The 23,208-nt window shown below is 58.7% G+C and carries 24 protein-coding genes and 3 pseudogenes; 15 read left to right on the top strand and 12 right to left on the bottom strand.

Annotation, left to right across the window (positions count from 1 at the left end):
• The first annotated feature begins 28 nt into the window (after positions 1-28).
• Positions 29-715 carry a GntR family transcriptional regulator gene (locus DTP52_RS10520; RefSeq protein ID WP_109753301.1) on the top strand — a complete coding sequence of 229 codons (687 nt, stop codon included), beginning with the start codon at positions 29-31 and terminating at the stop codon, positions 713-715.
• An 82-nt stretch (positions 716-797) separates the two neighbouring features.
• Here DTP52_RS10520 and DTP52_RS10525 read toward each other — a convergent pair whose 3' ends face one another.
• From DTP52_RS10525 to DTP52_RS10535, 3 genes are all read right to left on the bottom strand, one after another.
• Entirely contained in the window at positions 798-2,435 is a 1,638-nt protein-coding gene (locus DTP52_RS10525; protein ID WP_109753302.1) for a bifunctional 3-(3-hydroxy-phenyl)propionate/3-hydroxycinnamic acid hydroxylase, read from the bottom strand.
• A gap of 124 nt (positions 2,436-2,559) precedes the next feature.
• Positions 2,560-3,120 (bottom strand): VOC family protein, encoded by a 561-nt coding sequence (locus DTP52_RS10530; protein WP_109753303.1) that lies wholly within the window; start codon positions 3,118-3,120, stop codon positions 2,560-2,562.
• Between the two features lie 40 nt (positions 3,121-3,160).
• Positions 3,161-4,012: a fumarylacetoacetate hydrolase family protein gene (locus DTP52_RS10535; protein WP_109753304.1), complete on the bottom strand. Its 852-nt coding sequence runs from the start codon at positions 4,010-4,012 to the stop codon at positions 3,161-3,163.
• Between the two features lie 123 nt (positions 4,013-4,135).
• Between DTP52_RS10535 and DTP52_RS10540 the strand changes: the two genes are divergently transcribed.
• From DTP52_RS10540 to DTP52_RS10560, 5 genes are all read left to right on the top strand, one after another.
• Positions 4,136-4,717, top strand: coding sequence for an amino acid synthesis family protein (locus tag DTP52_RS10540; RefSeq protein ID WP_109753305.1), 582 nt, complete (start codon positions 4,136-4,138; stop codon positions 4,715-4,717).
• A gap of 72 nt (positions 4,718-4,789) precedes the next feature.
• Positions 4,790-5,905 (top strand): alcohol dehydrogenase catalytic domain-containing protein, encoded by a 1,116-nt coding sequence (locus DTP52_RS10545; protein ID WP_109753306.1) that lies wholly within the window; start codon positions 4,790-4,792, stop codon positions 5,903-5,905.
• A gap of 67 nt (positions 5,906-5,972) precedes the next feature.
• A complete protein-coding gene (locus DTP52_RS10550) occupies positions 5,973-6,509 on the top strand; it encodes a cupin domain-containing protein (protein WP_109753307.1) in 537 nt (178 codons plus the stop codon).
• A 39-nt stretch (positions 6,510-6,548) separates the two neighbouring features.
• Positions 6,549-7,397 carry a 3-hydroxybutyryl-CoA dehydrogenase gene (locus DTP52_RS10555; protein WP_109753308.1) on the top strand — a complete coding sequence of 283 codons (849 nt, stop codon included), beginning with the start codon at positions 6,549-6,551 and terminating at the stop codon, positions 7,395-7,397.
• On the top strand, positions 7,384-7,968 hold the full coding sequence (locus DTP52_RS10560) for a TetR/AcrR family transcriptional regulator (protein ID WP_109753309.1): 585 nt from the start codon (positions 7,384-7,386) through the stop codon (positions 7,966-7,968). The genes DTP52_RS10555 and DTP52_RS10560 overlap by 14 nt, the downstream gene beginning before the upstream one ends.
• Positions 7,969-8,024: 56 nt before the next feature.
• Here the strand turns inward: DTP52_RS10560 and DTP52_RS10565 are convergent.
• Positions 8,025-8,192, bottom strand: a pseudogene (locus DTP52_RS10565) (LysE family translocator); the annotation flags it as partial.
• A 162-nt stretch (positions 8,193-8,354) separates the two neighbouring features.
• A complete protein-coding gene (locus DTP52_RS10570) occupies positions 8,355-9,128 on the bottom strand; it encodes an SDR family NAD(P)-dependent oxidoreductase (protein ID WP_109753310.1) in 774 nt (257 codons plus the stop codon).
• 184 nt (positions 9,129-9,312) lie between these two features.
• On the opposite strand from DTP52_RS10570, the gene gcvA (DTP52_RS10575) reads away from it, so the two are divergent.
• Positions 9,313-10,224, top strand: a complete 912-nt coding sequence (gcvA, locus tag DTP52_RS10575) for a transcriptional regulator GcvA (RefSeq protein ID WP_109753311.1) — start codon at positions 9,313-9,315, stop codon at positions 10,222-10,224.
• A gap of 142 nt (positions 10,225-10,366) precedes the next feature.
• Here gcvA (DTP52_RS10575) and DTP52_RS31580 read toward each other — a convergent pair whose 3' ends face one another.
• From DTP52_RS31580 to DTP52_RS10590, 5 genes and pseudogenes are all read right to left on the bottom strand, one after another.
• A complete protein-coding gene (locus tag DTP52_RS31580; RefSeq protein ID WP_371925586.1) occupies positions 10,367-11,227 on the bottom strand; it encodes a sensor histidine kinase in 861 nt (286 codons plus the stop codon).
• A pseudogene (locus DTP52_RS31585) lies at positions 11,228-11,722 on the bottom strand (response regulator transcription factor); the annotation flags it as partial.
• Between the two features lie 51 nt (positions 11,723-11,773).
• A pseudogene (locus DTP52_RS31590) lies at positions 11,774-14,098 on the bottom strand (ATP-binding protein); the annotation flags it as partial.
• A 19-nt stretch (positions 14,099-14,117) separates the two neighbouring features.
• Entirely contained in the window at positions 14,118-15,215 is a 1,098-nt protein-coding gene (locus DTP52_RS10585) for an ABC transporter substrate-binding protein (RefSeq protein ID WP_109753313.1), read from the bottom strand.
• Complete coding sequence (locus DTP52_RS10590) at positions 15,205-15,576, bottom strand: GGDEF domain-containing protein (RefSeq protein ID WP_109753314.1); 372 nt, start codon at positions 15,574-15,576, stop codon at positions 15,205-15,207. Before DTP52_RS10590 ends, DTP52_RS10585 begins: the two co-directional genes overlap by 11 nt.
• A gap of 276 nt (positions 15,577-15,852) precedes the next feature.
• On the opposite strand from DTP52_RS10590, the gene gcvA (DTP52_RS10595) reads away from it, so the two are divergent.
• The 7 genes from gcvA (DTP52_RS10595) (at position 15,853) to DTP52_RS10625 (ending at position 20,402) form a co-directional block, all read left to right on the top strand.
• On the top strand, positions 15,853-16,758 hold the full coding sequence (gene gcvA / locus DTP52_RS10595) for a transcriptional regulator GcvA (RefSeq protein WP_109753390.1): 906 nt from the start codon (positions 15,853-15,855) through the stop codon (positions 16,756-16,758).
• Between the two features lie 75 nt (positions 16,759-16,833).
• Positions 16,834-17,661 carry a DMT family transporter gene (locus DTP52_RS10600; RefSeq protein ID WP_109753315.1) on the top strand — a complete coding sequence of 276 codons (828 nt, stop codon included), beginning with the start codon at positions 16,834-16,836 and terminating at the stop codon, positions 17,659-17,661.
• 37 nt (positions 17,662-17,698) lie between these two features.
• On the top strand, positions 17,699-18,460 hold the full coding sequence (locus DTP52_RS10605; protein ID WP_109753316.1) for an SDR family oxidoreductase: 762 nt from the start codon (positions 17,699-17,701) through the stop codon (positions 18,458-18,460).
• Between the two features lie 178 nt (positions 18,461-18,638).
• The gene (locus DTP52_RS10610; RefSeq protein WP_109753317.1) at positions 18,639-19,385 is read left to right on the top strand and encodes a hypothetical protein; all 747 of its coding nucleotides are present in this window, start codon (positions 18,639-18,641) and stop codon (positions 19,383-19,385) included.
• A gap of 63 nt (positions 19,386-19,448) precedes the next feature.
• A complete protein-coding gene (locus DTP52_RS10615; protein WP_109753318.1) occupies positions 19,449-19,880 on the top strand; it encodes an ester cyclase in 432 nt (143 codons plus the stop codon).
• Positions 19,881-19,898: 18 nt separating this feature from the next.
• On the top strand, positions 19,899-20,153 hold the full coding sequence (locus DTP52_RS10620) for an IclR family transcriptional regulator C-terminal domain-containing protein (protein ID WP_256594254.1): 255 nt from the start codon (positions 19,899-19,901) through the stop codon (positions 20,151-20,153).
• Between the two features lie 33 nt (positions 20,154-20,186).
• Positions 20,187-20,402: a hypothetical protein gene (locus DTP52_RS10625; RefSeq protein ID WP_249411806.1), complete on the top strand. Its 216-nt coding sequence runs from the start codon at positions 20,187-20,189 to the stop codon at positions 20,400-20,402.
• Positions 20,403-20,444: 42 nt separating this feature from the next.
• Here DTP52_RS10625 and DTP52_RS10630 read toward each other — a convergent pair whose 3' ends face one another.
• Positions 20,445-21,074: a LysE family translocator gene (locus DTP52_RS10630; RefSeq protein ID WP_109753319.1), complete on the bottom strand. Its 630-nt coding sequence runs from the start codon at positions 21,072-21,074 to the stop codon at positions 20,445-20,447.
• A gap of 477 nt (positions 21,075-21,551) precedes the next feature.
• Complete coding sequence (locus DTP52_RS10635; RefSeq protein WP_109753320.1) at positions 21,552-22,670, bottom strand: NADH:flavin oxidoreductase; 1,119 nt, start codon at positions 22,668-22,670, stop codon at positions 21,552-21,554.
• A 102-nt stretch (positions 22,671-22,772) separates the two neighbouring features.
• Between DTP52_RS10635 and DTP52_RS10640 the strand changes: the two genes are divergently transcribed.
• Entirely contained in the window at positions 22,773-23,156 is a 384-nt protein-coding gene (locus DTP52_RS10640) for a helix-turn-helix domain-containing protein (RefSeq protein WP_109753321.1), read from the top strand.
• Positions 23,157-23,208 lie beyond the last annotated feature (52 nt).

Here is a 23,208-nt window from a genome sequence, read left to right on the forward strand (position 1 = left end):
TGGTGCAAATTTCAGGACGACCCCGACCATGATTCCCTCCCCCAGCATTCCGCTGATCGATGTCGCGTTGACGAAGATGAAAAAAGCGATTGTCTGTTGTGAGCTGGCCCCTGGCGAAAAGCTCAAGGTCGCGGAGCTGTCTAAGACCTACGGACTCAGCAGCTCGCCGATTCGCGAAGCCCTCAATCGACTGACCCAGGATGGCGTGGTCGAAGCCAGCGATAACAAGGGCTTCAGGGTCGCCCCCATTTCCGTCACTGATTTTCGCGACATCACGCGCATGCGCTGTCTGCTGGAGTGCGAGGCGTTGGCCGATGCTATCGAGCATGGCGACGATGCCTGGGAGGCCAATGTGCTGGGGGCCTTTCACCGCCTGAATCTGGTGGAGAAAAAACTCGGAAGCGGTGTGCTGGTGCTCGATGATGAATGGTCGACCCGGCACAAGGCCTTTCACTTCGCCCTGTTCGCGGCGTGCCCATCACCGTTGTTGTTGAAGATGATCGACTCGCTGTTTGATCGGGCCGAACGCTACCGGCGCTTTTCCGCCCAGCAGCGGGTCACCCAGAGGCACAAGGGCAACGAGCATCAGAAGTTGATGGAGGCGGCCCTGACTCGCGACAGCGAGAAAGCCGTGACTTTATTGCGCAATCACATTCAGGAAACCCTGGGCCGGATCGTCGAAGCCATAGAGCGCCGACAAGCCACGCTCCAATAAGCCTTGCGACACATAAAAAGCCCTTCGCCTGGCACTGTTTTCGTGGACCGTGCCAAGCGAAGGACGTGTTGCCTGTCAGGCTTTAAGCCTGTGCGAACCTGATCGTCTTATCGCAAACGCCGCCCTGGGCCGGTGTGGGTTTCTGCGGCGGCTTGCACCACAGCGCAAGCTCCATGCCCTCGAGCAACTCCATCGCCCAAGCCACCGTGACCGCTGCGCCATACACGTAGTGATCAGGCCGCACGATCACCACATTGCACCCTCGTTGTTCCAGCCATTGTGCCAACAGCCCATCGACTTCCTGATACTCATCGCCAGCGCGGGCGCCTGATTGCTCAGGGTTGACCAACCGCACAACATGAATAGGCAGGCCTTTAAGCGACTGACTGCTGCGCAGGCATCTCAACAACGCACTGGCATCGAACCCAGGGGCGATGACCACACGAAATGCCTGGCCGGTAAACTCATCGAGCAAAGCCTGCTTGCCTGCATGGTTGATCACCATTGGTTGGGGAAACAGCTCTCCGGCCGGCGAGACTTGCGCGATAAACCCCTGGGACAGACCGGGTATCAGCGATTGCCGGATGGTTCCGCCCGGGTTCTCCTTCATATGCTCGATCAGCCGTGCGTCCCGCTTCGCGGCTCTTTCGCTGTCGCGCTCGCAGATCACACCGCCGAATTCCTTGGCCGCCAGGGTGGTCTGGCGTACATGAGGGATACGCTCGAGCTGATACGTCTCCAGGAAATCCGGAGCGGCCAACCCTTCTTTCACCAGCGCGATTTTCCAGACCAGGTTCAAGGCATCGCGAATCCCCTGGCACATACCTTGTGCCAGAAATGGCGGCGTCATATGAGCCGCATCCCCGAGGAAGAACACCCGGTCGGCTTTCCATTGCTCCAGGATCAACGCGTGGAATCGGTACGCCGAGGCTCGCCACAACTGGTAATCATCCTCGGGCAACCAGCGGGCAATCAGCTTCTTGATCATTTCAGGCTGAGAGATTTCCGACGGCTGCTCGTCCGGATTGATCATGAACTCCCAGCGACGATGTCGCCCGGGGCCGACGACAAAGGTGCACGGCCTGGCCAATTCGCAGAACTGTACATTGGTCTTCGGCAGATGCTCCCCTGCCCCTTCGTTCAGGATCACGTCGACCACCAGCCACGGCTCGTCGAATGCCAGGTCGTCCATCTTCAACCCCAGGCGGGTGCGGATCGGGCTGGTGCCACCATCGCACGCCAACACATGGGCCGCCGTGACCACGCGTTCGGTCCCGTCCTTCGCCTGGATGCGCACATCCACCTGGGACTCGGCGGAGTCGACCGACAGCACCTCGGAACCCAGCTCAACGGTGACCGACTTGAAGCCGGCAATTTTTTCGCGCAGTGCGCGTTCCACCGGTGGCTGGGAAAACACGTAGTTAGGCGCCCAACCCAGTGGAAAAGGCGGCTGGGCCGCGTCAATACGCTTGATCAACTGTGAACCGGTCGTGCGGTATTCCGAGGGGCGGTACGGCATGACATGTTCGGCAATGTTGTCAGCCAGGCCGATATTACCGAAAACGCGCATCACTTCATGGTCAAAGCCCATGGCCCGAGGGTTGGCATAGACCGTTTCGGACTTCTCCACCACCAGGGCATTGAGCCCCCACAGACCGGCGAGATTGGCGCACAAGGCGCCCACCGGTCCCATTCCAACAATGATGACATCGTAGTCCATCGTCTACTCCGCTTCTTGTAGTTGTCGATTGCGAGTGCTGGTTGATGCCGATAGGTACTCCTGCTCATCAACCAGGCTTCATCTGTACCGGGCGGAACGGATTGCTGACCTGCTCCCGGAACGATCAGGCGATTCGGACCCGCTGCTCCTCAATTCTCGCGCGAATGGAATCCATCCATTGCTCGCGCGTCTGGAACCCTGGACGGCGCCTACACATCGCCTCGGTCTGGGCCAGAATGACCTCGGTCGGCAGCTCGAGATCCAGCGGCTCCTTGCACGGCTGAGCGGTATAGAACGGTGTATCGACATACATTTCGACGGGGTTGCCTTCAGGGTCCTTGAAGTAAATCGACCAGGCATTCCCGTGATCCACTTGGCCAATGCCTTCAATGCCGCTTATTTTGGCGAATTGGTAGTAGGCCTTCAGGTCATCCAGCGAATTGAGCAGGAACGACAGTTGATTGATCGGGTTGAATGGCAGGTCAACAGGCTTGCCGTCAAAGAGCACGACCTGATGATGCAGCTCCGGATTCTGCGTCATGAAGAACAGGCGATGCCCGGTCGAGGCCACGCCTTTATCGCTGACGATGAAACCCAGGACGCGGCAGTAAAAGTCGACCATCCGATCCAGGTCTGAGCAGAACACGCCGGAATGGGTGAAATTGATAGTGGGTAACGCGGGCATGTGGAACCTCCAGTTTTTATGATTGTGTAGAGGACAACGCTCAGGCTTCGTCAATGACGCCGTTCGATAGGGTCCCGATTTCAGTAATGACCACTTCGAACACATCGCCGGGTTTCAGGAAAATCGGCGGTTTGCGCTTGAAGCCGATCCCGCTCGGCGTGCCGGTTGCCAGGATGTCGCCCGGGTTCCATGGCAGCGCCTTGGACACGTAGGAGATCAAATGCGGAATGTCGAAAGCCAATTCCGAGAGGCTGCCTTCCTGCAGTTGCTCACCGTTGAGAACGCCCCGCACCACCAGCGTACGGTAATCGGAAATTTCCGATGCTGGAATGATCCAGGGGCCCAGTGCACCCGTTTTCCTGAACGTCTTGCCCATGCCGTACTGGTGCGTATGGAACTGCCAATCCCGCACGCTGGCATCGTTGAAGCAGGTGTAGCCCGCCACATGGTCCATGGCATCGGCCGGATCGATGTGCGCGCCACCTTTACCAATGACTACCGCCAGTTCAGCTTCGAAGTCGAATTGCTCTGACACTTTTGGCCTGACCAGTGGTTCGCCGTGGGGCAATAGCGTTTCGGCAAATCGCTGGAAGATCACCGGAAACTCCCCGACTTTCCTGCCGGCCTCCTCAGCATGAGCCACATAGTTGATACCCACGCAGATCACCTTGCCAGGATTGGGTATGACGGCCTCCAGTTGAACACTGGAAAACGAGTAATCGGGTTGAACGGTCTCGACGATCTTGCGCGCCTCCTGTACCAGCAGTCGATTGGCCAGAAAGGAGGCGAGATCCGGAACCTGCGCAAAACGATGGGTCAGCTCGACCACACCCTCACCTGACACAGCGCCAAAATGGGCCTTCCCTTCTTTGCGGTACGAAATCAGCTTCATGTTTCTCTCCTATTTTTATGCACAAAAACTAATTTCTTGCACCATACATCATTAAATGCATAATGCAAAAGGTCGCGAAAAAAAATAACGAGCCCCGTGAGGCTCCTGGTTCTGGAGGCAAGCATGTCGCTGGTGATGGTTCGTAAGATCAAACTGGACGTCGAAGAAATATTCCACGAGGGAGGCCCGCGTGCTTCAGCCCCGCTGCGCATTGCGGTCGCCACCGCCGTGGTCGCCAACCCCTACGCCGGCAGGTATGAAGAAGACCTGCTGCCGTTCATGCAGGAACTCAGGGGATTAGGCGCGCAACTGTCGGAGCAATTGATCCATGCACTGGGCGGTGCCGCGCAGGTGCAGGCTTATGGCAAGGGCGCGATCGTCGGTGAAGACGGCGAACTGGAACACGGCGCGGTCTGGCACGAAGCCGGTGGCTGGGCCATGCGTGAAGCACTGGGCAACCCCAAGGCGATCGTTCCAGCGAGCAAGACTATCGGTGGCCCTGGTTGCCGGGTGATGATTCCGCTGGGGCATATCCAGGCAGCTTATGTGCGCAGTCATTTTGGTGTCGCGGAGATGACGGTATGGGACGGCCCCCGTCGCAGCGAAATCGCTTTCGGCCTGGCCATGGCTACAGGCGGCAGGATCCATTCGCGACTGGGCGGTCTGGCGGTCGCCGACGTGAGAGGTGAAGACGGGTTACGTTGATGCCGAGGTTTTGAAGTGTCGCTCCACGGATTACGCACTACGACAAAAATAATATGAGTATCGGAGAACATAATGACTGCAAAAACGATGCGCGCCGCACGCCTGTATGAAGGTGGCAAACCCATGGTCATCGAGCAGTTGCCCGTACCGGGAATTCGTCCAACTGAAGTGCTCGTCAAGATCAAGGCATGCGGGATCGTCCCCAATCTCCACAATATCCTGACAAATTGGGTCAAGTGGTTCCCGCAAAATCCCCTGCCAAAACTGCCGGCGACTTTCGGCCTCGACCCCACGGGCGTCGTCGAGGCAGTAGGCGAACAGGTCTACGACTTCAAGGTTGGTGACCGGGTCTACGTCAATCCGGGCCGCCACTGTGGTTCCTGCCGAGCCTGTCGTGCGGGCAATACCATTGCCTGCACGGCCTACACCTTCAATGGCTATTTCGGCTTCACGCCAAAAAGCCCGCGCATGTTCGAAGACTATCCCTACGGTGGCCTTTGCGAGTACATCCCTGCGCCGCAATACAGCCTGGTGAAACTGCCCGAGAACCTCAGTTTCGAGACTGCCGCGCGACTGGGCTACCTGGGTACCGCCTACAAGGCAATGCTCAAGGCCAATGTCGGGCCTGGCACCACCCTGCTGATCAATGGCATCAGCGGCACGCTCGGCTTGGGCGCCGTAGCGCTGGCGCTAGCGATGGGCGTTCGCAAGATCCTCGGCACGGCTCGAAACCAGGAACTCTTCCAGCGGGTAAAAGACCTCGCCGCACCAGGCCGGATTGAAATTCACACGTTGGGCACGATCCCCACCCATGAATGGGTCAATGAAGTTACCCACGGTGAAGGCGTCGATGTGGTTATCGATGCCCTGGGCCCAGGGGCACCACACGAGACCTTGACCCAAGCCCTCAAGTCCATCCACCGCGGCGGGCATCTGGTCAATATCGGCGCTATTGCAGGCGAGGTCCCCATCGATCTGCACTGGATCATGGACAACGACATCCAGATCAGCGGTTCGGCCTGGTTCACCACAGGACAAGGACAAGCCATGGCGGACATGGTGGAGTCCGGGGCGCTGGATCTTTCCTTCTTCGAAAACACGGCCTTTAGCCTGGAAGACGTCAACGGCGCAATCACCGGCATTGAAAATCGTCACGGCGGCTTCAGTAACTACGTCATCTGCCCCTGACATCAACCAGATAGGCTCAACACAAGGGCGGGCACGCTGATGCCCGCCACTGAATTCAGGGAATGCCATGAAAATTAGAAGAGTCGTCACCGGCCTCGATACCATGGGCCAATCCGTATTCATCAGTGATGATACTGCGCCGCGGTCCTGTTCCTTTGACTCCATTCCCGGCCACGCCATGGCGCACTTGTGGTCCACCGCAGCGCAGCCCCAAATCCTGAACGCGCAGCAAGACCCTACGCTTGAGCACCCGTCCTTGGTACCTGGCCCAGGGGAAACCTGCCTGGCGATCTATGACCTCCCTCCAGATACCGTGATGCACAACCCGACCGATGTCGGACAGATGGTAGAAGAACTCGGCAGCGCCCTACCCGGCCTATTCGACTGCTTCGAGCCGGAGCATCCAGGCATGCATACGACGCCTACCATCGACTACGGCATCCTGCTTCAGGGCGAGCTCTGGTTGGAGCTGGACAATGGCGAGCAGAAACGGATCCAGCCTGGTGATGTCGTCATCCAACAAGGAACCCGTCACGCCTGGCGTAACAAAAGCGATCAGGTCGCCCGTGCACTGTTTGTGATGGTCGGTGTGAAACGCGACTAATCAACATTTTTTCCCAAACGCTGAATCTAGGATGTCTACATGACCCTGCGTCACATTGCAGTGATTGGTGCCGGCACGATGGGCAGTGGAATTACCCAAACCTGTGCGGTAGCCGGCCACACGTTATTGCTCATCGATATCAATGAGCAGGCGCTCGATCGAGGCCTGCAAATCTTGCATAAAAACCTGGATCGGCAAGTTGAAAAAGGGACACTTAGTCACGAGCAAGCCACTGAGGCCCTGCAACGTATCCAAACCTCGATTCACTACACCGGCCTGAATGAAATGGACCTGGTGATCGAAGCGGCAACAGAAGACTTGGCACTCAAACGCAAGATTCTGCAGCAGATTGACGTCCATGCTCGCCTGGATTGCCTGATCGCCAGTAACACGTCGTCGCTTTCGATTACAGAACTGGCGGCGAGCATCAAGCACCCGGAACGCTTCATGGGGATTCACTTCTTCAACCCGGTGCCCATCATGGGCCTGGTGGAGTTGATCCGTGGCTTACAGACCAGCGACGCGACCTGCTCCACCGCCCAGGCACTGGTCGAACAGTTGGGCAAGACCGCAATCCACACGCAGAACCGCCCGGGCTTCATCGTCAACCGAATCCTCATTCCAATGATCAATGAAGCGATCTTCGTCCTTCAGGAAAATGGCGATGCCCAAGCAATCGACGCCAGCATGCGCCTGGGCTGCAACCAACCGATCGGGCCGCTCGCATTGGCCGATCTGATTGGCCTGGATACCGTGCTGGGAATCCTGGACAACCTGCAAACAGGTTTTGGCGACCCGAAATACCGACCTGCCCCGCTGCTCAAAGAGATGGTCGCCGCGGGCTTGCTAGGCAAAAAATCAGGACGTGGTTTTCATGTCTACACCTGAAGCTCGCAGCGGGTATGACACGATCCGTGAACGGGCCCTGGAGCTTTTTGTCAGCAAGGGGTTTGGACAGGTCAGCATGCGCGAACTGGCACGTCACGTGGGTATCGCCCCCGGCTCGCTATACAACCATTTCCCCAGCAAACAAGCCCTGCTGTTCGACCTGATCGAAGAGTTCTACGAAGAACTCCACCTGTTGGTTCAGCAACCTGTACAGCGACGACGAACAGCAGCCCCCCGCCCACTGTCGAAGCTGATCGTCGACCACCTGCGCCTGCACCGCGAGCGGCCTCTGCACTTTCGGCTGGCGTTACAGGGTTTTGCCTATCTTGACACCGCTCAGAAGCAACGCATCATCCTCAAACGCGTCAGATATGAGCGCGCGTTTCTGCACGCGGTGTTCAGCGATGCGTTCAGTGCGCATGAAATAGGTACGGCAGCGGGGCATGTCATCACACGGTTTCTCAATTGCCTGCCGGGTTGGCTTGAGGAGCGCCCATTGACTGATGAGGCTTATACCCACTTGGTCGAGCGGTTGATAAGGGGGGCTGTGCAGGAGTGTTCGGCACAATAGCCTGTTCATTGTCAGCATGCGCGAGGTCGACATCTACTGGCAGTGCGGCATTAGGCTCAAGCCGGACTGGAAACAGCCAGTTTGAGCCCAAACGCGACAAAAACACCGCCCGTGAGCCGATCAAGTGCCTTCAGGGCCGCTGGGCGCTTCAGGAAATTGCTCAGCGACACCGTAGCCGCTACCAGGATGCCGAACCAGGCCAGCGTCAACAGTACGTGTAACGCCGCAAGGAAGAATGAATAGCTGGCAACGCTCGAAAATTAGCCACTAGAAGTTTGGTCAAACGTTCTGTGTGGCCCGTCAGCCGAGCAGCGGGCAGCGCTTGAGCCATCTCACCACGGGTTGCACCAGGCTCGACAGCCTCAGCAGGCACGCTCGGATTTGAATTAGTTACGCCCGGCCATGACTCCACCGTCGACGTCCCAGACTGCACCTGTGACCCAACTGGCCTTTTCGGACAACAGGAAGGCGACCACCTCCGCCACCTCCTCAGGGGTACCCACCCGTCCGATTGGGTGAAAACTGTTGAAGCCCTGCAGCGCGGAATGAACCTCGGCTTTAGGAATGAACCCTTCGTAGATAGGGGTCTGCACCACCGCAGGCGAGACGGCATTGACGCGGATATGCTTGGACGCAAGCTCCATCGCCAAGTGCTGAGTCAGCGAATGCAAGCCAGCTTTCGCCATCGAATAGGCGGAAGACGGGGTTGCGGCTATGGCCTGCTTGCCCCACATGGAACCGATATTGACGACGGCGCCGGGGTTCCCCTTGGCGACGAGGTTGGCGGCGACTTTTTGCGTGATGAAGAAGGTGGCCCTGTTCAGTTGCATGTACTGATCGTAGTCGGCGTCTTGATGCTCCAGAAAAGGCTTGGGGAAAAATACCCCCGCCGCGTTCACCAGAAGATCGACGTCAGCGTGATGCTGATCAATTTCCTGCAGCAGCGTCGCCAGGTCTTGGACATCGGTCAGATTGGCTGTCAGCGCGCTCACTTGGCCAAATGCTGCCAGCACCTGACGAGCCTGCTCGGTTTTCTGCGCACGGCTACCCACGATAACGACACTACCGCCTTGCTGTAATACCAATCGAGCGGTTTCCAAGCCCATACCACTGGTGCCACCGACGACCAATAATTTCTTTCCAGCAAATTGATTGCTCATTTGAATACTCCAGATATTGATTGAGACTGGCTAGAAAACCGAGAACCGGCTTTCAGCCTTTAAATGCGATTTTTAACCGTGTAATGCACGATGCGCTGCTTAGGTACGAGCGAATTATTGGCCTCTATCAATAGCGGAACAAACGAGATAAAGTGTCAACACGATAAAGAAAAAGTTTACTGTTATGGCAGCACCCGTTCATCTCAATGCCCTGAAGGCTTTTGAAGCCAGCGCCCGGCACCAAAGCTTTTCTGCGGCGGCTAAGGAGTTGAACGTCACCCCAGCAGCGGTGGGCCAACTGGTCCGCACTCTTGAGCAGTGGTTAGGCACCCCCCTGTTTCATCGAGGCTCCAGCGGAAAGACACGGTTGGTCACCACGCAAGCGGCGGAGCGTGCGCTTCCCGACATTCAGGCCGGTTTCGAGCGCCTTGCGCTGGGGCTGGAACGGATGAGGGAGACATCGCCCAGCGGGGTTCTGACAGTCACGGTCAGCCCCGCCTTTGCTGCCAAATGGTTATTGCCACGCATCGAGCGCTTCCACGCCGCTTGTCCAGATACTGACGTACGACTTGATACACAGCTCAAAGCGGTAGATTTCTTGACCCAAAGAATCGATATCGGCGTGAGGTATGGTGCCGGCCACTGGCCTGGCCTGATCGCAGAAAAACTCATGGACGAGGACATCTATCCTGTTTGCTCGCCTCAGTTGATAGACACACCGGACCGGTTGAAGAACTTGGCCGAACTGGCGAATGAAACCCTGATTCATGATCTTTCAATGGACGGGCAAGCCGGATTTACAACTTGGGCAACCTGGTTGGAATCGGTTGGCATGAAAGACGTGTCGACACAGCGAGGGATGAAGATCAACAACAGCGCAGCGGTGCTTCAAGCGGCAGTCGATGGACAAGGGGTCGCACTCGCGCGCAGCGTCATGGCCCGAGATGATCTGGCAGCCGGCAGGTTGATCCGCTTGTTTGCGGACATTCAATTTGTCTCTCCATTGGCCTACCACGTGGTCTATCGCTCGGAATGTGCAAGCCTGCCGAGATTGAAAGCTTTTCGAGACTGGTTGTTTGAGGAGGCTCGCACCTGATCCAAGGTCGTTGGAGACGCCCCGTCCCAATCGACACTGTTTTTTCATACAGCCTGGGTCGAAAGCTGTCTGTAAAGATGATGCACAAAAAGGCCACTCATCTGAGTGGCCTTTTTTTGAATCTTGGAGCGGGAAACGAGACTCACCTCTGGTTCTGCGCAACATCGATGGGAATATCGAGAATGAACGTCGCGCCCTGCCCGGCCCCGTCGCTACGCACGGTCAAGCTGCCACCCATTTCCTGCGCGGCCAGCGCGCAGCTGTGCAGGCCGAAACCGTGGCCGTCTTTGCGCGTCGTGAAGCCATGGGAAAAGATACGCGCCAGGTGCTCTGGCGCAATCCCATTACCGTTGTCGGCCACTGTGATACGCAATGCTGGCCCGTCGACGAGAGAGGCACTGAACGTGATGCTGGGGCTGCGATCGATCACGCCGTCCAACGCCTGCTTGGCGTTGTTGATCAGGTTCACCAGAATCAGCAGCATCCGATGCCGGTCCAGCGACAACAGGGGCAAGTCGGCAATGTCCTTGACCACCGTCACCTCCTGGCGCGCCAGTAATCCAGCACTCATGCGCAAGGCATCGTCGATTAACTCCGGGACCGGCACTGTCTCGACAATACTGACAGCAACGGCATAGGACTGCTGGGCAGCGACAATGGTTTTGATGTGGTCAATGCCCTTGGTGAGTTGCTCGAGTTCTTCGATGATGCTCAGTTGCTCTGCGCTCACCACCTCCGCCAGCTTGAGCAGATAGCCGGGCAGCATCTTTCCTTTGTGGTCTGTGGTGAGAAAATCGGCCAGGTCATGGATGTGTTCGTTCATCAGTTGAGCCACCTTGCCCAACCCCTGGGCTTTGGAGGTGCGCATCTGGCTGCTGACCAGTTCTGCCGATACGTTCACGCTGTTGAGAACGTTGCCGACGTTGTGCAGCACAGTCGTGGCGATTTCGGCCATGCCCGCCTGACGGGATTTTGCATGCAGCTCGGTTTGCACCTGGCTCATGCGTAGCGCCGCGCGAACGCGGGCCTTGAGTTCCAGCGGCGAGAAGGGTTTGGCGATATAGTCATCGGCGCCACTCTCCAGCCCGGAAACACAGGCCTCGCTGCCGCCTCGGGCGGTCAACAAGATCACGGGTAAATGGGCGAAACCGGCGCTGGCTTTGATTCTGGCTGTCAGGCCAAAGCCGTCGAGCCGCGGCATCATCACATCCGAGAGGACGACATCGATGGGGCGACGCTGCAGGAGTGCCCAGGCCTGCTCTCCATCAACTGCGGTGGCGACGATGTAGTCGTTGTGCAAAAGTTCGCGCAGGTAGCTCAGCATTTCCGGGCTGTCGTCTACCACCAGCACTCTGGATTGCGCGGCGTGTTCCGGGGGCTGCCCGTCTGCGCTGTCCATCGAAGCTCGGTCGTTGCCACTGCCATGGCGGTCGTCATCGAAACGCAGGTGGCGCTGCTCGGTCGTGCTCGTTGCGTTCGCTGACGATCGCTCGTGCATAGCGCTGGCTTCGGTCGACACGGTATCTTGCTCAGCTCCCAGCGGAAGTCGAACAAAGAAGCACGAACCCCGTCCGAGCTCGCTGTTGACGCCGACTTCGCCCCCCATCAGTTTGACCAGATCCTTGACCAGGGCGAGACCGATACCTGTGCCGCTGTAGTGGCGCGTGGCGGAATTATCGATCTGGGAAAAACGCTGGAACAACAGCGGCAGTTTGTCAGGTGCGATGCCAATCCCGGAGTCTTGCACCGCAAGTTCAAATCGCTCGCCATCGAGCGCAGTGACGGCCAGGTGCACGGTGCCGCCAGCGGGCGTGAACTTGATGGCATTGCTCACCAGGTTGAGGAGAATCTTCTCGAAGTGTCGGGGGTCCAGGAACACCGTGCCAAGCGCGGGATCGATGCTGCAGGTTAAGGTGCAGCCTTTGCCCTCGGCCACCATGGCGGCATCCTCGGCCAGCACACCCACCACCTTGCTCAAGTCCATTGGCGTTGGACACAACTCAAACTTGCCCGCTTCGGCCTTGGAGAAATCGAGGATGTCATTCACCCGGTTCATCAAGCGCAGTGCGTTGCGTTGGGCGCGGTCGATTTGCACATGCCAGTCTGCCGGTGGTGTGGTCGCCGCCGAGAGCTGCTCCAGGGGTGCGAGAATGAGGGTCAGGGGGGTGCGCAGTTCGTGGCTGACCGTGGCAACGAAATCGCTCTTTGCCTGGTTAGCCGTATCGGCCTGGTTGCGCGCCTGAATAAGCTCGACGGCCTGCGCCTCCAGCACCTCGGTCTGATGGTGCAGCGTGTCGGTCCGTTCGGCGACCATTCTTTCCAAAGAGGCCTGGACTTGCTGTCGCTCGGCTTCGGCCTCGGCTTCCAGCACCCGGATGCGCAGGGCATTCTCCTGGAACACCCGTACCGCACGGGTCATGATCCCAATCTCGTCGCCGCGTCCGGCGCTGGCGACTTCGGCGTTCAGGTCGCCGGCCGCAAGCCGGCGCATAACCGAGGCCAGGGCCACGATGGGCTGCGCGACAAACCGCGACGTGCTCCAGGCGATGGCGCCAGCCAGCAGGATGGCGACGGTACCCGCGATCACCGTCGCAAGCATGCCGCGATCATTGTGAACCAAGGCCTCGGAGCGGGCTTCACCCGCGAAGCCCGCCACCAACAGGCCGGCGCTGCGTGCCTCGTTGCGAACCTGATCGCGCGCGCCACTCAAGGCGTTGCTCGCCTGATGGAACCTGGCGAATGCCGCCCGGTAGCCGGCAATCTGATCGTAGACCGTCAGGGGCGTAGCCTTGGTTTGCAGCCCTACGGACGAAGGGAGAACCCGAGAGAGACGGGAGAGCTCGTCCAGGATGGTGCCGACAGAGCTGGCGACCTCGGCCGACGGTGACAGGCGAAACGACAAGGTCTGCGCCTCCAAAGTGGCAACGCGCTCGGCGAAACGCTTGGACAGCGCGGCTGCATTTTGCAGCAAACCGGTGGCGGCCTGAATGTCGTTTGCGTCATGGGCAACGTGCTCGCCCACTTCATCCAACATCGCCTCGAGGCGCCCGGCCGCATCCCCGACGGCGGCGAGATGCCGCAAAGCCTCACCGCCCCGGAGCTTGGGCGCCTCGCCAAGGTGCTCGACCGCCAGGCTGGCAGCAGCGACCGCCGTCGCCAATTGCTCCAGGGTCTCCACCTCCTGCGGCGCCCCCATCAACTCGCGCAATTGCTCGACCACGGGCGGCAGTGCCGCGCTGGCGTTCCGCGCCGCGGTGGCGGCCGCCCCATCACCGCTCACCAGCATCTTGGCCACATTGGCGGTGATGATCCTTTCGCTGTTGCGCAGGATATCCAGGATGCGGTGGGCGCTTTCGATGTTGCTTACTCGCGCCTTGTGGTCGGCGGCGCGGGAATCAATCTCCTTCAGCCCGTCAGCGATGCCCTGTTCGACGAGGATCGTCGCCTCTCGCATCCGGCCGTAGTGGGCTGTCATGTTCTCCGTTTCGCCATCCATGGTCAGGGTCGCCGCCCGCAAGGCGGCGATCGCCGCGGCGAGCCTCTGCAGACTGCCCTTGAGCGATTGCGCCTCTGCCACTGGAATGGCGGTGAGGCCGACGATAGCCGTCGCCACCATGCCTTCGGCCTGGGACAGGCTTTCCTGGTCGCGGGTGGCGATGAAGTTTTCCACCCGCCCGGTGGCCCCATTGACCGAGGCCAGAATTTCCGCGGAATGGCTGGCGGAATCCACCGCACGTACCATGCCTCGCAGGCCGTAGAGGTTTACGAGCGATACCGCCAGCATCAGGAACACCAGCGCGGCGACCGCCAGACCAATTTTGACGGCAATGGGCCTGTCCCTGACGGGTTTGAATCTCAACATGGCGCCTCGCATCCTCGCTCCCCGCCAGCCACTACTGCTTCATGACCTCCGGCAAAGGCATCGGCGGCGCCGTATTGTTGATGCCCGCGTCGATCATCGCCGCCACGGAAGCCTGGCTGTAGAAAGGATTGGCGGCGCCGCCCACCGGCATCGTTGCGAGCCAGGCGTCCAGGTCTTTCCCATCGATACGTACCAGCGGCACCTCGACGAACTTCGGCACTTGCTTGCCCGCCAGGATCTGCTGGGCCACCCAGAAACCCACCTGGGAGACGCTCGGTGAGGCGGAAACCGAGACGGTCTCGTAGCCATTGGCATCGCGCTCCTGTTTCCACAGGGCGAGTTCGTCCTGACGGTTCCCCATCACGATGATCGGTAAAGGGCGTCCCGCCGCCTTGAACGCCATGGCCGCGCCATAACCGTCGCCCCCTTGAGTAGCGACCGCATCGATGGTGGGCAGCGACGGCAGCGCCAGCGCCACCTCCTTGCGTGCCACGGAAGCCGTCCAGTTGCCGTACACGGTCTTGGCGAATTTCAGGCCCGGATAGTCGCTGGCGGCCTTGCGAATGCCGTCGCTGATGTTTTGATCGGTGGCATCGCCGGCAATGCCACGGATTTCCAGCAGCGTTCCCTTGCCCTTGAGGCGCTCGGCGATATAGTCCACTTCCACGCGGCCCATGGCAGACCAGTTGTAGTCCACGGTATAGACACAGCTTTCGGTGACCAGGCTGGCCATGACGACCACCACGATGCCGGCGTTGCAAGCATCGCGGATCACCCCGTTGAGGGCCGTGTCGGACGCGGCCAGGACGACGATGGCGTTCACGCCCTTGACGATCATCTCCTGGATATGGGCCGCTTGTTCCGACGCCGAGTTATTCGCGCTGACCACCGGGGCCTCCCGGATCAAGCCATCCTTTTGCGCCTGGGCCGCAATCTCCTGCCAGTTGCGCACCATCACCTTGCGAAAATCGCTGCCCGCGTAGGAGTTGCTGAAGGCAATGCTATAGCTTGCGGTAGGGCCGCTGGCGATACCGTCGGCAGCTTGGGCTGGATGGGCGGCAACCATCGCCAACCCGGTCACGCAGCCGGCGACGTGCCACAGGATTTTGCGGATCGGTTCAGTGTTCATGCGGTTCTCCATCACGCTTGGGATTGACGCTCGGCTCATCGACGTCTTTGCTCATCGGATAGCCAAGGACATTGTTGATACGGTGGAAACGATCGAGCCCAAGAAACATCACCGCCCATTGTTCGTCGGGGCGACTGGACAGGAAAATCGACGGAGTGAAACGGTCGCCGGGCAAGGCGCCATGAGGCAGTTCGGTCAGTGAGTCGTATTTGATCCGCTGGGAAATTCTCAGTGGCGCCTGCGCGCCTGCCTCATTTCCGAGCTCAATGCAGAGCGTTTGGTGCGTCGCATTCCGTGCCATTTGCCATTTCCAAGTCAAGGCATCGACCATCTGGAGGTTGTCCAGAGCAATGAAGGGCATATTCAGGTTACGGGTCTGCTCATACGGCCATTGCGATAGTAGAACCGGGCATAAAGAAATGAAGACATACGGACTCCTTTCCTTGGTGGCTGACGATTGAAACCAATGCACTACCTGCTGTGGCCATCAGCATAGTCTCAACGTGCCCGCTTCGCGCGCGGCCATGGAGGATTTCAGTCAACTGAACGACCGACAAGGCCATTGCGGCTATGATGCTCTATCATGAGCTAGCGCTCATGTTACGCATTTCTGATGACTCGCCGAGACGCCCTGTACATGAGAGATCTGCCGCCAACCGCCACACTGCGTGCCTTTGAAGTCGCCACCCGGCACGCGACCTTTACCTCTGCCGCGAATGAGCTGCATGTCACTCAAAGCGCGGTCAGTCACCAGCTCAAGCATCTCGAAGAGCTCTGGGGATTGCAGTTGTTCGAACGTGGCAAGTCGTTGAGCCTCACCGCAGCGGGGGCTACGCTGGCGCCCATCGTGCGGGAATTCTTCATGAGCCTGGAGGCGACCCTGGCCGATCTTCGAGAGCAGAAAGGCAGAGTCCGACTCGAAGTCAGCACCACGTACTCCTTCGCGCTGAAATGGCTGCTGCCACGCTTGCCGAGCCTCTCCCGGCAACATCCCGAGCTACTGGTCTCGCTGGACACCACGGACAAGATCATCCATTTCTCCAGCGCCCAGGCCGATGTCGCGATCCGGCTCGGCAAGGGCAGTTACCCAGGCCTGTATTCAGAGTTTCTGTTCGGCGAGCAGGTGTTTCCGGTGGCAAGTCCCGATCTGCTGCAGCGATTCGGGACACCGCGCAGCCCTGCCGAACTGCTGCATTACCCACTGCTGACCCGTGATGGCGCCGAGCTGGTGCCAAAATGGGAGGCCTGGTTTGAAAAAGTCGGGCTGGAATTTTTGCCGCTCAAGGAAAGCGTCCGGTTCGGGGACACCAACATGACGGTCGAGGCTGCCCTGCTCGGCCAGGGTGTCGCCCTGGTGCGCAGCGGGCATGTTGAAACCGAAATCAGCGACGGTCGCCTGGTCCGGCTCTTCGATGTGTCGTTCCCCTCCCCCCTTGCCTACTACTTCGTCTGCCCGAAAGGCAGCGAATCGCAGCCGCACATCGTCAGCTTTCGCCAATGGTTGACCAGCGAGGCGCTGAAAGTCCAACGAGCTTACGGATAATGCATGAGGATTCACTCATGAAACGATGAGGAGACTTCGCTGTAGTCCGGGCAGCCGGGCTGCATAAAATGGCGCATGCCTATCCATATCACCTTGCTGGTTCTTTTCGCCGCGCTCCTGCATGCCAGTTGGAATGCGCTACTGCGTGGCGGCACCGATCGACTGTGGTCGATGACGATCATGTGCATCGCCATCGCTATCGCCAGTATTGTCGCCGCGGTGTTCATGGAGCCACCGGCAGTTGCCAGTTGGGGCTATGGGTTGCTTTCGGCGTTGCTGCATGTCGGCTACAACCTGTTCCTGGTGCGCAGCTACCGGGTCGGCGACCTGGGACAGACCTATCCGGTTTCGCGTGGATCGTCACCCGTCTTGATCACCCTGGGTGCCGCGGCCTTTGCCGGGGAAAGCATTGCTCCCGGTGCGCTACTGGGTATCGCGCTGGTATCAGGCGCAATCATTTCGTTGGCCTTCAGGGGACGCAACCTGTCGGTGCCCAGCCTGCCCTATGCCCTGGGAACCGGCTGCTTCATCGCCGCCTACAGCGTCACCGACGGCATTGGCACCAGACTCTCCGGCGCGCCACTGGCCTATACGGTGTGGATGTGCGCCTTGTGGGGCGTGTTGATGCCAGCGGTGTACATCGGCCTGCGCGACGCCCGCAGCTTATTCTCTTTCCGGCCCGGCACATTGACCGCCGTGGTCGGTGGATTGGTCTCCTTGCTGGCCTATGGAATCGTCATCTACGCCATGAACGAAGCCCCCTTGGGCGCGGTATCGGCATTGCGCGAAACCAGCGTGCTGTTCGCCGCGTTGATTGGCTACGCGTTCCTCGGCGAGACACTCACCACTCGCCGAGTCGTGGCGTGCGCAGTGATCGTCAGCGGCACTCTCTTGATTGGCTGATACACCCGCTTTCTCACCGTTACAGGAGGTACCCTCGATGAATAACGTCTCCCAGGCACCGTTGATTCTGATCACTGGTGGCGGTCGCGGAGTGGGCGCCGCCACCGCACGGCTCGCCGCAGCCCAAGGCTATGACGTCGCGATCAGCTACATTGCCCATGAGTCCTCCGCGCTGGCGGTGGCGGCGGATGTGGAGGCGTTGGGCCGTCGGGCGCTGGTCATGCGGGCCGACAGTGCGGACCCCGGACAGGTCGCCGATCTGTTCGCGGCCATCGACCGCTCATTTGGCCGTATCGACGTACTGGTCAATAACGCCGGGGTACTGGCCGTGCAGTCGCGCCTGGAAGACCTCGGCTTCGAACGCATGCAGCGCATCTTCGCGGTCAACTCCATCGGTCCGATGCTCTGTGCCCAACAGGCGGTGAAACGCATGTCCTACCGGCACAACGGTCCGGGCGGAGTGGTGATCAATGTCTCTTCGGCGTCGGCGCGCCTCGGCAGTCCCAACGAATATATCGACTACGCGGCGTCCAAGGGAGCCCTGGAGACGTTCACCATCGGTCTGGCCAAAGAGGTGGCCCGCGAAGGGATACGCGTCAACGGTATTCGCCCCGGTCACATCTACACCGAAATGCATGCCAGCGGCGGCGAACCGGGGCGGGTCGACCGTATCAAGGACACAATCCCCATGGGCCGGGGTGGCCAGCCGGAGGAAGTGGCCCAGGCCATTCTATGGCTGGCCAGCGCGCAGGCATCATTCGTCACCGGGACATTCCTCGACGTGACCGGGGGCAAATGAGTCGGTGGGCTGGATCAGTGTGCTAGCTCCCCCTGCAAAGAAAGAGGTTTAAGCTAGGCGCAAGCATCAAACGCCCCAGAGTCACAACCGAGCAACTAAAACAGCCGGTTGTGATGGGAAAAAGCCAATTACCGTAACCTGCACCGCAATCGAATAGTTGATACAAGGACGCTGATCCGTGCACCTGAACCGTTGGAGCTTTACCCTATTGGCATGCCTGCTGTCTCAGTCGGGTATGGCCAACACGCTGCAGATTGATCCTCGTGGTGAAAGCCTTTACCAACAGGCCATTCCATTCCTGCAACAAGCGGATAGCAAGCTTGAGGCGGTCACTGCTGAGACACCGACGACAAGCGCAGAGGAAAAGAAGCGCTCCTTGGCCCTGGCGGAAGAAGGAGGAATGCTACTCAAGCCGGCATTTGCTCTGCTTGAACAAGCCGCAGCCCTTGATCATCCCATAGCCCAGTATCGCCTCGGACTCATCTACGTGATGTTATCTCCGAGCGAAGTGATTACAGAGAAGGCATGTCCCTTGTTCGAACGAAGCCTTGCTCAAGGCTTCGCTCCACCGGCCCTTCAAATTGCATACTGGTGCCTGGCGTTCACTGACACGCCTCAGTACGAAACGACATTGCTGGCCTTGGAGACCAGCATGCCACTGTACGAAAAATACTTTCCGCAGCCTGTTGTCAGGCTTGAGTGCAGACCTGAGGAACCTGTTGGCTTCGCCATGCAGTGGGGCGGCAGCCGTGATTACCAGGCGGAAATCTACCGACTGCTGGGTGAAACGAATCGCGCGAAACGGTCGGAGTACTACCAGAAGGCGCTGGATATCAATGACTGTTACAGGGTTAAACGGCGCATGGCTCGACCTTTATCGTCGGGGGCTCACCCCCCATCGATAACCAGCACATTACCTTCGTGACACCCGGCAACAAGGCCTGGGATCGCAGAAGGCGGAAACAGGCATATAGCGGAGAACAGTCCCATGACCTCGAACCTTGCAACCCTCTATAGCGACTACATTGCCTGCCTGAATGCACAGGACTGGGAAAACCTGGGGCATTTCGTGCACCTGGATGTGGTTCATAACGCGAGACGGTTAGGCCTGCACGGCTATCGAAGCATGTTGGAAGCGAACTACCGGGATATTCCTGACTTGCGCTTTGAAATCGAGTTTGTGCTGATCGAGCCACCAAAATTGGCGGCTCGCCTGGCATTCAATTGCACGCCGACGGGGGAGTTCCTGGGCCTTGCCGTCAATGGGGCACGGATCTCCTTCGCGGAAAACGTCTTCTACGCGTTCGAGGACGGCAGGATCCGCGAGGTCTGGTCGGTCATCGACAAGGACGCGATCGAAGCTCAACTCCAATTTCAAGCAGCGCTCAAAACAGCGCATCCAACACCCGGTAATAGCTGATCCCGGCAGCAATACACACTGACCGAGATCGACGACATCATCGAGCAGATCGAGATCACGCGGCGCAGGGGTTACGCCATAAACAAGGAAGAGCTGTTCCTGGGCGACATGTCCATTGCCGCGCCAATCATAGGCAGCCAGGGTTTGCCGGTGGCGGCAGTGCATGTAGTCGTGCCCAGCAGTCGCTGGACCATGGAGGAAGCCGAACGCAAGCTGGCGCCCGCGGTTATCGAATGCGCGCGGGCGATTCGCTCGTCAATACGAACCCTGTAGCCGATCTACTTTTGCGACAGCCTGAATGCGGGCATGCGGGTCGTGATCGGCATCGTTAAGGGCATCGGCTTTTCGGGGATGCTCATGGGGCACGCCGCGATCACAATTATCGTGGGGCGCTTTGGCCTGGAGTCGCTGATGTACTTCCCGCTCATTCTGCTGGGCCTGCTGGCGGTGTTCGGCCCGATGCTGGTTCGCACGGGTACGCCAAAGACCCAACCGCTGACGCAGAAACTGCCGGCTCTTTGAATCCGCATGTGTGAACTGGCTATTGGCAATGCGGCATTCGGCTCAAGCAGGATTGGAAACAGCGAGTTTGAGCCCAAACGCGACAAAAACACCGACCGAGAGCCGATCAAGTGCCTTCAGGGCCGCCGGCCGCTTCAGGAAACTGCTCAACGGCACCGTAGCCGCTACCAGGATGCCGAACCAGGCCAGTGTCAACAGCACGTGTAACGCCGCGAGGAAGAAGGAGTAGCTGGCAACGCTCGAACCACTCGGGACGAACTGGGGGAGAAAAGTGACGTAGAAGACACCTATTTTGGGGTTCAGCAGGTTAGTCAATAAACCGCGGATAAAGGCGTCACGTGCAGTGACAGCCATGTTCTCGTTCCCCTGCCCTTGCAGAGTTGTCCTAGGTCGCAGCAGCAGTTTGATACCCAACCAAACGAGATAAGCTGCGCCGACAATTTTCAGCACTAGGTAAGCCCACTCCGAAGCTTGCAACAGGGCGCCGAGCCCCAGTGACACCGCCGCTCCCCACACCAGGCACCCGAGCGCAATACCGATAGAGGCCATCAACGCCGAGCGTCGACCACCGGTCGCTGTAGCGCGAAGAACCATGGCAGTGTCCACGCCGGGGGTAACAGTGAGCACTGACGCAGCAGCGATGAAGGCTAGCAGCAGGGGTAAGTCGCTCATTTGGGTTTCCATGGCAGTAGGCCGCTCGTACGGCTACCCACTCTAATTAGCCACTTGAAGTTTGGTCAAACGTTCTGTGTAGCCCGTCGGCCAAGGACCTGTGGCACCGAAACCTGCGAACGCGAACGCCGGCAACAGCCCGAGTCTGGGCAATAAGGCGCTAACGAGTTCGCGTTGACGAGCAAGACTGTTCTCCAAAAATCAAATGCATTTGTGGGCGATGGTGATCACCACCGTCGACGTCCTAGGCAAAAGATCAGGACATGGTTTTCTTGTCTACCCCTGAAGCTCCCAGCGGGTTCAAACTCCACCTGTTTGCGCGGATGTTGAGTGGCCTTGACATGTCCGATCGTGGAAACAGCCGTGGCGCACTCAACAGCAGGTTTCGATCTCGACCTCGCAACCTCCGAGGCCAGGTCTCTTGCGCCTTAAGACTAAAACCTGTGTGGTCTCACACTCTCCACTCCGCTATGAGGCTCAAGCCAATTCGGCTAAAGATGCCGGATTGAAGCCTTTCAGATCTGCGTAATCGCCACTTTCCACTTTGGCGACCCAATCCTTGTCACTCAACAGGACACGCCCTACAGCGATCAGATCAAACTCTTCGCGCTCCATACGCTCGACGAGGCGGTCCAAGCTGGCAGGGGCTGAGCCCTTGCCGGCGAAGGCGTTAGTGACATCGTTATCCAGCCCAACCGAACCGACGCTAATGGTTGTGGCTCCAGTGACTTTTTTCGCCCAGCCCGCGCAGTTCAGCCCGTTCTCACCATCAATTTCGGGAAACTCAGGATCCCAGAAGCGTCGCTGCGAGCAATGCAGAACATCGACACCCGCCTCAACCAATGGCAGCAGCCAGTCTTCCATCAGTGCTGGGGTCTGGGCGAGACGCACACCAAAGTCCTGCTGCTTCCATTGACTGACGCGCATGATGATAGGGAATTCGGGCCCGACCGCATGACGAACTGCAGACACGATCTCGGCGGCGAAGCGGGAGCGCTCTTTGATCGTTGGTCCGCCATAACGATCAGTACGCCGATTGGTGCCGGCCCAGAAGAACTGATCGATCAAATAACCATGAGCCCCATGGATCTCGACCGTATCGAAACCCAGCCGCTTGGCATCCGCCGCTGCCCTGGCAAAAGCAGCGACTGTGTCTGCAATATCCTCTTCGCTCATCGCCACGCCGCGCGGCTCGTTTGGCGAATCGAGGCCAGATGGGCTTTCAACCGGCGCATCAGGCTCCCAGCCGCTGACATCACGCACTGCGCCGGTGTGCCAGAGTTGCGGCCCCATACGGCCCCCAGCATTGTGAACAGAATCGATCACGTTCTTCCATCCAGCTAACGCTGCTTCACCGTGGAAAAAAGGAATGCCTGAACCGTTACGTGAAGCGGGACGATCGATGACGGTCCCTTCTGACAAAATCAACCCGACCCGCCCCTCAGCCCGCCGCCGGTAGTATGCGGCGCTCCCTTCACCGGGGATGCCCTGCGGCGAAAATTGTCTGGTCATCGGTGACATGACAATCCGGTTTTTCAGTTCAAGCGACCGGATCGAAAAAGGACGAAATAGTATGCTGGTATCAGGGTTTGACATGGGATGGACTCCGTTTGCTTTTGGAAGCCATATAAGTATATTTTGTAAACCAAATGTCAATTAGGCACCTAGAGTCGCCTAGGTATATATGAGGAAACTTCGATGCTGGAATTAAAGCCGCAATGTTTCTCGTCGGAATGCCCAAGCCGGGCGCTGTTCGACCAGATCGCAGATAAGTGGTCAATGATGGTATTGGCGGTGCTTGATGATGGCCCGCACCGCTTTAATGCCATCAAACGCCGCCTGGAGGGCGTCACTCAGAAGGCACTGACACAGTGCCTGCGGCGGCTGGAGCGAAATGGCCTCGTCTCGCGCAAGGTCATCTCATTCTCGCCTGTGGCAGTGCAGTATGAGATCACCCCACTTGGTCAAACTCTGCAGCAGCCATTTCGCGAATTGCATAAATGGACGCTCGACAAATTGCCTGAGGTTGAAGCGGCCCGGTTGAAGTTTGACGAGGCCGCAGAGGTAAACCTGACGGTGTGATTCTCTTGGTTGACTCGCCGATGCTGTCATGCCCGTCTGCAGTTAAAAATTG

Origin of the sequence: Pseudomonas sp. 43mfcvi1.1, assembly GCF_900115935.1 — a bacterium.
GTDB classification, from domain to species: domain Bacteria; phylum Pseudomonadota; class Gammaproteobacteria; order Pseudomonadales; family Pseudomonadaceae; genus Aquipseudomonas; species Aquipseudomonas bijieensis.

Coding starts and splice junctions, on each gene's coding strand:
- DTP52_RS10520 (WP_109753301.1), top strand. CDS start 29: ATGATTCCCTCCCCCAGCATTCCGCTGATCGATGTCGCGTTGACGAAG.
- DTP52_RS10525 (WP_109753302.1), bottom strand. CDS start 2,435: ATGGACTACGATGTCATCATTGTTGGAATGGGACCGGTGGGCGCCTTG.
- DTP52_RS10530 (WP_109753303.1), bottom strand. CDS start 3,120: ATGCCCGCGTTACCCACTATCAATTTCACCCATTCCGGCGTGTTCTGC.
- DTP52_RS10535 (WP_109753304.1), bottom strand. CDS start 4,012: ATGAAGCTGATTTCGTACCGCAAAGAAGGGAAGGCCCATTTTGGCGCT.
- DTP52_RS10540 (WP_109753305.1), top strand. CDS start 4,136: ATGTCGCTGGTGATGGTTCGTAAGATCAAACTGGACGTCGAAGAAATA.
- DTP52_RS10545 (WP_109753306.1), top strand. CDS start 4,790: ATGACTGCAAAAACGATGCGCGCCGCACGCCTGTATGAAGGTGGCAAA.
- DTP52_RS10550 (WP_109753307.1), top strand. CDS start 5,973: ATGAAAATTAGAAGAGTCGTCACCGGCCTCGATACCATGGGCCAATCC.
- DTP52_RS10555 (WP_109753308.1), top strand. CDS start 6,549: ATGACCCTGCGTCACATTGCAGTGATTGGTGCCGGCACGATGGGCAGT.
- DTP52_RS10560 (WP_109753309.1), top strand. CDS start 7,384: ATGTCTACACCTGAAGCTCGCAGCGGGTATGACACGATCCGTGAACGG.
- DTP52_RS10570 (WP_109753310.1), bottom strand. CDS start 9,128: ATGAGCAATCAATTTGCTGGAAAGAAATTATTGGTCGTCGGTGGCACC.
- gcvA (WP_109753311.1), top strand. CDS start 9,313: ATGGCAGCACCCGTTCATCTCAATGCCCTGAAGGCTTTTGAAGCCAGC.
- DTP52_RS31580 (WP_371925586.1), bottom strand. CDS start 11,227: ATGAGCCAGGTGCAAACCGAGCTGCATGCAAAATCCCGTCAGGCGGGC.
- DTP52_RS10585 (WP_109753313.1), bottom strand. CDS start 15,215: ATGAACACTGAACCGATCCGCAAAATCCTGTGGCACGTCGCCGGCTGC.
- DTP52_RS10590 (WP_109753314.1), bottom strand. CDS start 15,576: ATGCCCTTCATTGCTCTGGACAACCTCCAGATGGTCGATGCCTTGACT.
- gcvA (WP_109753390.1), top strand. CDS start 15,853: ATGAGAGATCTGCCGCCAACCGCCACACTGCGTGCCTTTGAAGTCGCC.
- DTP52_RS10600 (WP_109753315.1), top strand. CDS start 16,834: ATGCCTATCCATATCACCTTGCTGGTTCTTTTCGCCGCGCTCCTGCAT.
- DTP52_RS10605 (WP_109753316.1), top strand. CDS start 17,699: ATGAATAACGTCTCCCAGGCACCGTTGATTCTGATCACTGGTGGCGGT.
- DTP52_RS10615 (WP_109753318.1), top strand. CDS start 19,449: ATGACCTCGAACCTTGCAACCCTCTATAGCGACTACATTGCCTGCCTG.
- DTP52_RS10625 (WP_249411806.1), top strand. CDS start 20,187: ATGCGGGTCGTGATCGGCATCGTTAAGGGCATCGGCTTTTCGGGGATG.
- DTP52_RS10630 (WP_109753319.1), bottom strand. CDS start 21,074: ATGAGCGACTTACCCCTGCTGCTAGCCTTCATCGCTGCTGCGTCAGTG.
- DTP52_RS10635 (WP_109753320.1), bottom strand. CDS start 22,670: ATGTCAAACCCTGATACCAGCATACTATTTCGTCCTTTTTCGATCCGG.
- DTP52_RS10640 (WP_109753321.1), top strand. CDS start 22,773: ATGCTGGAATTAAAGCCGCAATGTTTCTCGTCGGAATGCCCAAGCCGG.